General features: G+C 64.4%; 10 protein-coding genes. 3 read left to right on the top strand and 7 right to left on the bottom strand.

Annotated features, from left to right (window positions below):
- Positions 1–34: 34 nt before the first annotated feature.
- Both ACSHSS_RS28625 and ACSHSS_RS28630 read right to left on the bottom strand, forming a co-directional pair.
- The gene (locus tag ACSHSS_RS28625) at positions 35–1,000 is read right to left on the bottom strand and encodes a 2OG-Fe(II) oxygenase (RefSeq protein ID WP_445545839.1); all 966 of its coding nucleotides are present in this window, start codon (positions 998–1,000) and stop codon (positions 35–37) included.
- A 29-nt stretch (positions 1,001–1,029) separates the two neighbouring features.
- Entirely contained in the window at positions 1,030–2,010 is a 981-nt protein-coding gene (locus ACSHSS_RS28630) for a hypothetical protein (RefSeq protein ID WP_105855462.1), read from the bottom strand.
- Positions 2,011–2,141: 131 nt separating this feature from the next.
- On the opposite strand from ACSHSS_RS28630, the gene ACSHSS_RS28635 reads away from it, so the two are divergent.
- Positions 2,142–2,993, top strand: a complete 852-nt coding sequence (locus tag ACSHSS_RS28635) for a LysR substrate-binding domain-containing protein (protein WP_105855461.1) — start codon at positions 2,142–2,144, stop codon at positions 2,991–2,993.
- A 90-nt stretch (positions 2,994–3,083) separates the two neighbouring features.
- Here the strand turns inward: ACSHSS_RS28635 and ACSHSS_RS28640 are convergent, their stop codons facing one another.
- The 5 genes from ACSHSS_RS28640 to ACSHSS_RS28660 form a co-directional block, all read right to left on the bottom strand.
- Positions 3,084–3,785: an ABC transporter ATP-binding protein gene (locus ACSHSS_RS28640; protein ID WP_006396443.1), complete on the bottom strand. Its 702-nt coding sequence runs from the start codon at positions 3,783–3,785 to the stop codon at positions 3,084–3,086.
- Positions 3,785–4,558, bottom strand: coding sequence for a high-affinity branched-chain amino acid ABC transporter ATP-binding protein LivG (livG, locus tag ACSHSS_RS28645; protein WP_006413864.1), 774 nt, complete (start codon positions 4,556–4,558; stop codon positions 3,785–3,787). The genes ACSHSS_RS28640 and livG overlap by 1 nt, the downstream gene beginning before the upstream one ends.
- Positions 4,555–5,826, bottom strand: a complete 1,272-nt coding sequence (locus ACSHSS_RS28650; protein ID WP_059843704.1) for a high-affinity branched-chain amino acid ABC transporter permease LivM — start codon at positions 5,824–5,826, stop codon at positions 4,555–4,557. The genes livG and ACSHSS_RS28650 overlap by 4 nt, the downstream gene beginning before the upstream one ends.
- Before the next feature lie 11 nt (positions 5,827–5,837).
- Positions 5,838–6,764 (bottom strand): high-affinity branched-chain amino acid ABC transporter permease LivH, encoded by a 927-nt coding sequence (livH, locus tag ACSHSS_RS28655; RefSeq protein WP_006396440.1) that lies wholly within the window; start codon positions 6,762–6,764, stop codon positions 5,838–5,840.
- A 184-nt stretch (positions 6,765–6,948) separates the two neighbouring features.
- Entirely contained in the window at positions 6,949–8,067 is a 1,119-nt protein-coding gene (locus ACSHSS_RS28660; RefSeq protein WP_006413852.1) for a branched-chain amino acid ABC transporter substrate-binding protein, read from the bottom strand.
- 797 nt (positions 8,068–8,864) lie between these two features.
- Between ACSHSS_RS28660 and ACSHSS_RS28665 the strand changes: the two genes are divergently transcribed.
- Together ACSHSS_RS28665 and ACSHSS_RS28670 are read left to right on the top strand one after the other, a co-directional pair.
- Positions 8,865–9,470 carry a hypothetical protein gene (locus ACSHSS_RS28665; RefSeq protein WP_105855459.1) on the top strand — a complete coding sequence of 202 codons (606 nt, stop codon included), beginning with the start codon at positions 8,865–8,867 and terminating at the stop codon, positions 9,468–9,470.
- A 151-nt stretch (positions 9,471–9,621) separates the two neighbouring features.
- Entirely contained in the window at positions 9,622–10,749 is a 1,128-nt protein-coding gene (locus tag ACSHSS_RS28670) for an aminotransferase class V-fold PLP-dependent enzyme (RefSeq protein WP_175795070.1), read from the top strand.
- The last annotated feature ends 200 nt before the right edge of the window (positions 10,750–10,949 follow it).

Consider the following 10,949-nt stretch of genomic DNA (forward strand, 5'->3'; position numbering starts at 1 on the left):
ATCTCGCCTGCAACTTCGGAAGTTGGTCCATTGATCAGCGTTTCCCTAGATCTTCCGGCCGGATCGGCTCGAGCCCCAGGCGGTGGTACTGCAGTTCGGCGTCATCCCTGAGCGCACGCCGCAGCGCGAGCCAGTTGACGACGGTGCGCGGAATGCCATCGTCCGACGCGAGATGCCAGAACCCGTTGTCGTCCTCACGCGTGTAGGGGCAATGAAACGACAGCACCAGCGACATGCGACGCCCGGCCTCGACCGGTTCGACGCCATGAAACAGCTTGCTGCCGTAGATCAGCAGCGCGTCACCCGCAGTGTCCAGATTCGCGGTCTTCACATGCCGGCGCTCGCGATCGTGACGGTCGAACGTCTCAGCCGTCGATTCATAGAACAGAAAGTTACCGCCTTCGTATTCGGCGCGATCCGACAACACGATGTTGAGCACGAAGCTCGTGCCGTCGGTGTGCCACATCCCGATCTGCGCCTTGCCGTCGCGCTGGCCGGTCGGATAGTAGTAGTTGAACTGCGAACGCGCATTGGCCATCGGATATGGGATCAACGGCACACCGGCGAGACGCGACATCCGCAGCAGGAATGCGCGATCGTGCATCATGTCGTCGATGAAACGCGAGCGATTCGTCACCGCGCGCACGCGCTTCGAGATGATCCAGTTGCTGCTCGACGCGCTGCGCTCCAGCGCGCGACCGATTGCGCGCAACGCGTCGACCGCTTCGTCGGAAAACAATCCGCGCAGATGACATACCGCATTTAACGCATCCGAACGCGTGCCGCGCATCGGCACGTCGCGATAACCGAGATCGTCGAGGTTGCGGCGATAGCGCACCTCATAGCCGTCGCGCAAGCACGCACCGGTCCAGCGCATCGGTTCCGTCGACGCGTCGAGCGCGCCGCCGACATTCGCGCCGCCCGACAGCGACGTCTGCAACGCCACCTTTACCCGGCCAAATCCGCGCGCAAACACCGGCAATGCATTTACTTTGTTCATCGCGTGCCTCGCTGTCGACGTTTCGCTATTCAGCCCTTGAACTGAGCAATCTGGTACACGACGCTGCCATCGCCGCTGTGCAATTCGTCGATCACGCGGCAGTTGCCGTGGCTCAGGCGAACGTGGCGGAATTGCTCGGGCGTGTATTTCAGACAGACATTGGTAATCAGGTGTCCGTCGGCCCCCGCTTTCGTCACCGGCTGAAGCGTGACCGCCACATGGAACTGATCGCCGAGCAGATTGAGCCGCACGATCGATACGTGATGCGTGCCGAGCGGTTCAAACCCCTGCTGCCGGCTGACTATTTCGGAGAACCGCACCATGTTCTCGTTCAGGTAGAAGTTGTAGATGGGTTCTTCGCGCCCCTCCACGAGCAACTGCATCTCCGACACGACATAGGTCGACTTGCCGCCCAGATTGCGAATCAGTCGGCCGATCGTCACCGGCAGCTCGTTTCCTTCCTGGAATCCGAGCATTGTGATGAACGTCACGTCCTGGCCCAGGTCGATATGGTTCCACTGCACGTTCCGGTAATCGTCGGCGATGTAGTTAAAGCAGCCGGGCGTTTTCAGGAACGGCATGATCGCGTGCCGCATCGCGTCTTCCGACGACTCGTTGATGTCGACGGCCGTGTAACGCAGGTGCTTCGGTCCGCCGCCGCTGACGGCCTTCATCAGTTCTGTCGTCTTGACCGGCTCGGGCCCGAGTTCGATGTAATGGACATGGCGACCACGCGACAACGTTGCGAGCCGCTCGCTCAGTGCACCGATCGCTTCGCGCAACGAACCGTTGCCGTCGCAATCCGCGCACAGCGCCGGACTGCGCACGCCGAGTTCGTTCAGCTTGCGCATCAGCGAAAGGACTTCTCGCCCCGCTTCCCGTCGCCGCGCGTCATCACCGGTGCGATGCAACGTCGAATATTTTTCGTGATTCTCGACCGTCCATACCGCGTCCGCCTTCAGCTTTTTGTCCCGCACCAGTGCATCTACGACAAAATCGTTGATCGACATGAATCGTTCCCCGGATGGCGCAACGGTCGAGCGGCTGCCTGCCGTTGTCTACCTGTTGACCCGAGGATAGGGATGCCCAATAATTCCGTCAATCGACATTACCTGAATCACTGATTCGGAAAATATAAATCATGCCGCGCACCCTGGACGTCGACCTGCTGCGTACTTTCCACGCCGTCGCGAAGCTCGGCCGTTTCAAGGATGCGGCCGTTCATGTGAACCGCAGCCCGTCGTCCGTCACGGCGCAGATTCAAAAGCTGGAGGAGATGGTCGCGCAGCGGCTGTTTACGCGAAACAATCAGGCGGTCGAACTCACGCAGTTCGGCCACAAGCTGCTGAGCGACACCACCGAGTTTTTGCTGAGCCACGACCGGCTCGTCGAATCGCTGTCGCCGCAGATGTTGACCGGCAAGCTCCGGCTCGGCATCCCCGATTCGTACGCGGCGCACTTCATGGCGGAATTCCTTCCGCGCTTCGCCGCCGACCGGCCGCTGCTCGAACTGACGGTCGAAGCGCGCTCCAGCGAAGAGTTGCTGATGCTGTTTTCGCGCGGCCAGCTCGACATCACGATCGCCGTGGTGCCGAAAGCGCTGCCGCACGCCGAACTGCTCGGCAAGACGCATCCGGTGTGGGTCGCCGCGCGCACCTTCAAGTTCAATCCCGATGCGCCGCTGCCGATCGCGGTTCAACTGCAGGGCTGTCCGTACCGCGACACGGCGCTGGGTGCGCTGAAGAAGGCGAAGATCGCGCACCGGCTACTGCTCGAAAGCGCCAGCTCGCCCGCGGTGGAAGCCTGTATCGCGAACGGCCTGGCGGTCGGCCTGATCGAGCACGATCGCGTGTCGGGCAATCTGACGAGCCGCGTCGCCGGGATCGTGCTGCCCGATCTGCCGCCGCATCTGATCACGGTACTGACGGACGAAAGCAATCGCGCCGCGCTGCATCTGCGCGACGTGCTGAAAAGCACGTTCAGGATCGGATAAGGGAGGCAAGGCCGAAACCGGCCTTGCAGGCAGAACAAACAGCCGGGCAAGAACTCCCGCCGGCCCGTTGCAGGCCGGCGGCGTACTTCGTCACCCGCCCAGATAAGCCTGCTTGATCCGGTCGTTCGCGAGCAAATTCGCGCCCGTATCGGCAAGCACCACGCGCCCCGTCTCGAGCACATAGCCGCGATCGGCGACCTGCAGCGCCTTGTTCGCGTTCTGCTCGACCAGGAACACCGTGACGCCTTCGTCGCGAATCGTCCGGATGATGTCGAAGATCTGCGCGATCACGAGCGGCGCGAGGCCGAGCGTCGGCTCGTCGAGCAGCAACAGACGCGGCTTGCTCATCAGCGCGCGGCCGATCGCGAGCATTTGCTGCTCGCCGCCCGACATCGTGCCGGCCCGCTGCGTCGCACGTTCCTTCAGCCGCGGAAACAGCTTGAACACGTGCTCGATGCCGTCGTCGATCTCGTGACGGCTCGCGAAGAAGCCGCCCATCTTGAGGTTCTCGAGCACGGTCAGGCTCGGGAACACGCGCCGCCCTTCCGGCGAGATTGCCAGCCCCTGCCGCATGATCTGGTGCGTCGACATCGCGGTGATGTCCTTGCCCTCGAACAGCACGCGGCCCGACGATGCGCGCGGCGTGCCGCACACCGTCATCATCAGCGTCGTCTTGCCGGCGCCGTTGCTGCCGATCAGCGTGACGATCTCGCCCTTGTTCACCTCGATCGACACGCCCGCGAGCGCTTCGACCGCGCCGTAATGCGTGTGGACCTGTTCCAGCTTCAGCATCACTCTTCCCCCAGATACGCCTTGATCACGCGCGGGTCGTTGCGGACCGCTTCCGGCGTGCCGATCACGATCGGCCGGCCGTGCTCCATCACGAGGATGCGGTCCGACACGCCCATCACGAGGCTCATGTCGTGCTCGATCAGCAGCACCGACACGCCGAACTCGCGGCGCAGCTTGTCGATCAGATGCTGAAGCTCGATCTTCTCCTGCGGGTTCAAGCCGGCCGCCGGCTCGTCGAGCATCAGCAGACGCGGCTCGGTGATCATGCAGCGCGCGATTTCGAGACGCCGCTGGTGCCCGTACGACAACGTGCCCGCCGGCCGATTCGCGACCGAGGTCAGCCCCATGCGGTCGAGCCACACGGCCGCGCGCTCGAGCGCTTCCTTCTCCGCGCGGCGATACGCGGGCGTCGCAAACAGCCCGTGCAGCAGGCCCGACTTCACCTTGCGATGCTGTGCGACGAGCAGGTTCTCGACCACCGTCAGCGACTTGAACAGCCGGATGTTCTGGAACGTGCGCACGAGGCCCTTCAGCGCGATCTTGTGGCTCGGCAGCCCCGCGATCCGATGACCGTCGAGCACGACCTCGCCGGCCGTCGGCCGGTAGAAGCCGCCGACGCAGTTGAACACCGTCGTCTTGCCGGCGCCGTTCGGCCCGATGATCGCGAACACCTCGTCACGACGCACGTCGAAGTCGATGCCGTCGACCGCAAGCAACCCGCCGAAGCGCATCTGCAATCCGGCGACCTTCAACAGTTCTGCATTCGCGCTCATTGCGGCAACTCCACGTGGGGACGGCTCGCGGGCAGCAGGCCCTGCGGACGCCACATCATCATCAACACCATCACGAGACCGAAGATCAGCATTCGGTACTCGGCAAAGCCGCGCGCGACTTCCGGCAGCACGGTCAGCAGGATCGCCGCGAGGATCACGCCGAGCTGCGAACCCATGCCGCCGAGCACGACGATCGCGAGAATCAGCGCCGATTCGATGAACGTGAACGACTCCGGATTCACAAGGCCCTGACGCGCGGCAAAGAACGCACCGCCGATACCGGCGAACGCGGCGCCGAGCGTGAACGCCGAGAGCTTGATGCGCGTCGGATTCAGGCCGAGCGAACGGCATGCGATCTCGTCGTCGCGCAGCGCTTCCCATGCGCGGCCCATCGGCATGCGGATCAGGCGGCTCGTCACGAACAGCGTGAAGCCGACCAGCAGCAGCGCGAGCAGATACAGGAAGATCACCATGTGCTCGCCGCTGTATTCGAGGCCGATCAGTTCATGGAACGTCTTCGCGCCTTCGACGCTTGCCGAGCGCGCCATCTCGAAGCCGAACACGGTCGGCTTCGGAATGCCCGAAATGCCGTCCGGACCGCCGGTGAGGCTCGTCAGGTTGTTGGCGAGCAGGCGGATGATTTCGCCGAAGCCGAGGGTGACGATCGCGAGATAGTCGCCGCGCAGGCGCAGCACCGGAAAGCCGAGCAGGAAGCCGAACGTCGCCGACGCGATCGCCGCGATCGGCAGGCACTCCCAGAACGTGAGCCCGAAATACTGGTTCAGCATCGCGTACGTATAGCCGCCGACCGCGTAGAACCCGACATAGCCGAGATCGAGCAGCCCGGCGAAGCCGACGACGATGTTCAGCCCGAGACCGAGAATCACGTAGATCAGCGCGAGCGTCGCGACGTCGACTGCGCCGCGCGAACCGACGAACGGCCACACGAGCCCGACCGCGAGCAGCATCCAGATGATCGCGCGCTGCTGGCGCGCGCCCATCGCGGGCACCGCGGGCAGCTTCACCGCGGACTTCGCGCGCAGCAACCACGGCTTGAACAGCTGGAACAGGAACACGGCCGCGACCGCGATCCATACCGGGCGCCAGTGGCGCTCGAGCACGACCTGATAACCGTCGAGCTTCAGCTGCAGCCCGAGCACCGGCACCGTGAGGATCGCCGTCAGGATCGCGGCGGCCACGGCATTCTTCAGCGCCTGGCCGAACGAAGCGTCGGCGGCCGGGCGGCGTACGGAAATGACTTGACTCATCTGCGTGTCCCTCAGACCTTTTCGATGTCCGACTTGCCGAGCAGGCCGGTCGGGCGGAAGAGCAGGATCAGCACGAGCAGGCCGAACGCGACGACGTCCTTGTATTCGGCCGGCATGTAGCCCGCCGCGAAGGTTTCGGCCAGGCCGAGCAGCACACCGCCGAGCATCGCGCCCGGAATGCTGCCGATGCCGCCGAGCACCGCGGCCGTGAACGCCTTGATGCCGGCGACGAAACCGATGTACGGGTTCAGCTTGCCGATCGTCAGGCCGATCAGCACGCCGCCGACCGCGGCCAGCATCGCGCCGAGCACGAACGTAAACGAGATCACGCGGTTCGTATCGATGCCGAGCAGGTTCGCCATCTTCATGTCTTCGGCGCATGCGCGGCACGCGCGCCCCATGCGCGAATGCGAGATGAACAGCGTGAGCGCGATCATCAGCACGATCGTCACGCCGACGATCAGCAGGCGCGCATACGGCACCGTCACGTCGAAGTCGCCGCCGAGATGGATGTCGAAGGCGCCGGAGATCAGCACCGGCACCGACACGTCGCGCGCGCCCTGGCCGATCTGCACGTAGTTCTGCAGGAAGATCGACATGCCGATCGCGGAGATCAGCGGCACGAGGCGCGGGCCGCCGCGCAGCGGGCGGTACGCGACGCGTTCGACCGCGAAGCCGTACGCGCCCGTGACGATCACCGATACGATCAGCGCCGCACCGAGCACGAGCGGCAGCGGATAGCCGGCGGACACGCCGATCGCGGTAAGGGTGACGAGACCCACGTACGCGCCGATCATGTAGATCTCGCCGTGGGCGAAGTTGATCATGCCGATGATCCCGTAGACCATCGAATAGCCGATGGCGATCAGCGCATAGATCGCGCCCAGCGTCAGGCCGTTGACCAGTTGCTGGGCAAATTGCGGAAAGAAGTCAGTCATGTGCGGGAAGCTCCCGTTGGCGTCGCGCCGCCTGCCGCAGCCGGATCGCGGCGCGGCCGTGCGCAACGCACGGTATCGTCTCGGTTCGCCCGCGGTCGCGCGATGCACGAATGCACGGCGACCAATACGCACCCGCCCCGTCCGGATCTCGGACGGGGCGGGTGCGCGGGCGGGTAGTCCGTTGTTACTTGGCGGCGGTCTTCGTCGCGTCCTTGTGCCACGTGTAGACGACGAACTTGAACGCCTTCAGGTCGCCCTGCGCGTCATACGCGACCTTGCCGATCGGCGTGTCGAACGTCGTCTTGTGCATGTACGCGGCGACCTTCGTCGGGTCGGTCGTCTTCGCTCCGGCGATCGAGTCGGCGATGATCTTCACCGCCGCGTATGCCGGCATCTGGAACGGGCCGTTCGGATCGCGCTTCTTGTCGGCGAACGCCTTCACGAGCGCCGCGTTGGCCGGGTCGGCCGAGAAGTCGGCCGGCAGCGTGACGAGCATGCCTTCCGATGCCGGGCCCGCGATGGCCGTCACGTCCTTGTTGCCGACACCCTCAGGCCCCATGAACGTCGCCTTCACGCCCTGCTCGCGCGCCTGGCGCAGCAGCAGGCCCATTTCCGGGTGATAGCCGCCGAAGTAGACGAAGTCGACGCCTTGCGACTTCAGCTTCGTGATGATCGCCGAGTAATCCGAATCGCCGGCGTTGATGCCTTCGAACAGCACGACCGGAATCTTCGCCGCTTCGAGATCCTTCTTCACCGACGATGCGATGCCCTGGCCGTACGACTGCTTGTCGTGCAGCACCGCGACCTTCTTCGGCTTCACGTGATTGATGATGTACTGCGCAGCGGCCGGACCCTGCTGGTCGTCACGGCCGATCGTGCGGAAGATGAAGTGACGCTTCTTGCCTTCGGTCAGTTGCGGCGCGGTGGCCGACGGCGTGACCATCACGATGCCTTCGTTCTCGTAGATGTCGGATGCCGGAATCGTCGAGCCCGAGCACACATGGCCGATCACGTACTTGATCTTCTGGCTCACGATCTTGTTGGCGACGGCGACCGCCTGCTTCGGTTCGCAGGCGTCGTCCATCATCACCACTTCGAACTTGTTGCCGCCCGCACCGCCTGCCGCGTTGATCTGCTCGATCGCGGTCAGCGCGCCGGCCTTGACCATGTCGCCATACTGGGCGACCGAGCCGCTCATCGGGCCGGCGATGGCGATCTTCACGGTTTCCGCTTGCGCGGCAGCGGCGCCGGCGGCGAACAGCACGGCGGCGACGGAAATGGACGTAAGACGGGACAGCGTCATCAGGAGCTCCTCGATGTTGTTTAGTCATACGGGCAAAGGCGGCGTGACTTGCGCAATCGAACAGCACCCGGGGCGAGAACATGGGACACGCCCGAGACGCGGAGACGGACCTGCGGTGGAGAAATGCTTGCGGGGCCCGGCTCGTGAAGTCCCCGAAGGGGACGTCTGGTTCGGAAAGACAACGTGATGCGTCTTGCATTGCGCAAGCGTTTCGCCTGCCCCGCTTGCCGAACCGCTTCGTCGGAGGGATGGTCCGACAGCCGTTGGCAAGGCAGTCGAAATTATATGGGCGTTTCCCAATCATCTGTCAAAAATGACCGCGGACCAAGGGAAAACACGGAGAACCTGCGCATGCTCGCGGTAGCGCTCGTGGCGCAACCGTTAGCACGCGACAACGTTTGCGCAAGGCGCCCTCCGGTTGCGCTCGGCGGTGTCGAAATGCGTGAACGCGTTTCGCGGCGCGGGTTTGCGGGAAGGTCTGCCGCTTGCGGTGCGGCCACGATGTCGCTGTGCGCCGAATCGCCGCCTGCAATCGACTGAGGATTGTCGAGCGACCGAAGGGCACGTCGGACACCGGCTTCCTTTCGTTTTCCGACGTTTTCGTCGCGTTAGAGAGCTTGTCGTTATTTTCGTGAAATAATGCGAACCCGTTTCAGCAATCCAGCCAGCCTTCCCGCGATTCGCGTCTGTCGCGCGCCGGAGCCGCTTCGAGGGCGTTCCGCCTGCGCTTCCGCCGTGCAGCCGCCAGCCAGTGATCTGCCGTTTCTTCATTGCACATCACCTGGATCCGATCGCCGATGACTCTTTCGTTCCGCCTTTCGTTGTCCGCCGCAACCGTCTGCGCGCTTGCTGCGCCTGTATTCGCGTCGCCCGCAAGCGATGCGCTTGCCGACCGCTCTGCCGTCACCAACGTATTCCGCGTCGAGCGCCATGCCGCTCGCGACGGCGATGCCGCACGTGGCAGCACGCGCTACGCGCGGCCGGCCGCACGCAGCCCGTTCGAGACGGACGACACACGGCCGCTGCAGATCGACGGCGACCGGCTGACGCCGCAACCGTCGAACGCACGACCGGCCGACTCCGCGCGGGCCGACACGCGCGTCGCGCCCGGCCGCCGCACTGCAGGACGTTTGCTGCCCGAAGCAGAACGCCGCAGCGCCGACTGGGACGCGTATCTGCGCGCGAACGGTTCGCTGTCCGCCGACGGTCTGCCGTCGGCGCGGCCCTATGCGCCGATGCGACCGTTCGATCCCGCGCGCGGCGTGCCGGGCGCGCCGAATCCGTTCGATCCGTCGATTCCGCATCCGGAGACGCGCACGTTCTACGACGACGCCGCAGGCTCGCGCTGTACGGCCACCGGCGGTGCGGGCACGTCGCGCTCGTCGTGCAGGCTCGATTGGTGAGCGTTGCGCGCATCGCATTGCGCGGGCACGGGCGGCTTTCGTTAGAATCGGTCGTCGTCGCAGCAAACCGCAGATTTGCACGAGGCGGCTGGATTCGCTCGCGAACGCCGCGCGCGCTCATGACAGACTCATTCTTTCCCCGGAGGCGAACGTGCCAGGATTACTTCCCGATGTCGACCGCGACGGACTGCTCGAATACTCGGTCGTCTACACGGACCGCTCGATCAATCACATGTCGCAGCGCTTTCAGCACGTGATGCGCGACATCTCCGATCAGCTGAAAAAGGTCTATCACGCGAAGTCGGTCGCGATCGTCCCCGGCAGCGGCACGTTCGGCATGGAAGCCGTTGCGCGCCAGTTCGCGACGAACAAGAAGTGCCTCGTCATCCGCAACGGCTGGTTCAGCTACCGCTGGTCGCAGATCTTCGAGATGGGCAGCATTCCGTCCGAGTCGATCGTGCTGAAGGCACGCCCTGTCGAATCGGGACGACAGGCCGCGTATGCGCCGGCGCCGATCGACGAAGTCGTCGCGGCGATCCGCGAGCACAAGCCCGATCTCGTGTTCGCGCCGCATGTCGAAACCGCATCGGGGATGCTGCTGCCGGACGCTTACCTGCGCGCGGTGGCGGACGCGGTGCATGAGGTCGGCGGCATGTTCGTGCTCGACTGCATCGCGTCCGGCACGATCTGGGTCGACATGGAAGCAAGCGGCGTGGACGTGCTGATTAGCGCGCCGCAGAAGGGATGGAGCGCATCGCCGGGCTGCGCGCTCGTGATGCTGAGCCCGCTGGCGCGCGAGCGGATCGACGGCACGACGAGCACGAGTTTCGCGTGCGATCTTCGCAAGTGGCTGCAGATCATGGAAGCGTACGAAGGCGGCGGATTCGCGTATCACGCGACGATGACGACCGACAGCCTCGCGACGCTGCGCGACGTGATCAAGGAGACCGACGCGTACGGCTTCGACAAGGTGCGCGACGAACAGCTCGAACTCGGCACGCGCATTCGCGCGCTGCTCGCCGAAAAGGGTTTCCGGAGCGTGGCGGCGGACGGGTTTCAGGCGCCCGGTGTGGTGGTCTGCTACACCGACGACGACGATATCCGCTCGGGCAAGAAGTTTGCCGACGTCGGCGTGCAGATCGCGGCCGGTGTTCCGCTGCAATGCGACGAGCCCGCGGATTTCAAGACGTTCCGGATCGGGCTGTTCGGTCTCGACAAGCTGCATGATGTCGATGGCGCGGTGGCGCGGTTTGCCGATGCGTTGGAGCGGGTTTTGTAGGGTGGCTTTTCGCTGTTTCGGCGCGGCAGCGGCGTGTCGCGCCGGGAGTGGCGGGGGATTATCGAGGGCTATGAGTGGCGGTGACGTGAACCATGACAGAGCCTATCCGAATCTTTGTGTGTGAGGCATAAACTGATGGCCAAGGAGCTACTTTATGCCACGCAAACGCAAGGAAGAAGTGACGATTGAGCCGGGCAAGG

Source organism: Burkholderia sp. BC1 (assembly GCF_052683555.1).

Excerpts from the sequence above, each read along its gene's own strand:
- ACSHSS_RS28625 (WP_445545839.1), bottom strand. The coding sequence starts at position 1,000 with ATGAACAAAGTAAATGCATTGCCGGTGTTTGCGCGCGGATTTGGCCGG.
- ACSHSS_RS28630 (WP_105855462.1), bottom strand. The coding sequence starts at position 2,010 with ATGTCGATCAACGATTTTGTCGTAGATGCACTGGTGCGGGACAAAAAG.
- ACSHSS_RS28635 (WP_105855461.1), top strand. The coding sequence starts at position 2,142 with ATGCCGCGCACCCTGGACGTCGACCTGCTGCGTACTTTCCACGCCGTC.
- ACSHSS_RS28640 (WP_006396443.1), bottom strand. The coding sequence starts at position 3,785 with ATGCTGAAGCTGGAACAGGTCCACACGCATTACGGCGCGGTCGAAGCG.
- livG (WP_006413864.1), bottom strand. The coding sequence starts at position 4,558 with ATGAGCGCGAATGCAGAACTGTTGAAGGTCGCCGGATTGCAGATGCGC.
- ACSHSS_RS28650 (WP_059843704.1), bottom strand. The coding sequence starts at position 5,826 with ATGAGTCAAGTCATTTCCGTACGCCGCCCGGCCGCCGACGCTTCGTTC.
- livH (WP_006396440.1), bottom strand. The coding sequence starts at position 6,764 with ATGACTGACTTCTTTCCGCAATTTGCCCAGCAACTGGTCAACGGCCTG.
- ACSHSS_RS28660 (WP_006413852.1), bottom strand. The coding sequence starts at position 8,067 with ATGACGCTGTCCCGTCTTACGTCCATTTCCGTCGCCGCCGTGCTGTTC.
- ACSHSS_RS28665 (WP_105855459.1), top strand. The coding sequence starts at position 8,865 with ATGACTCTTTCGTTCCGCCTTTCGTTGTCCGCCGCAACCGTCTGCGCG.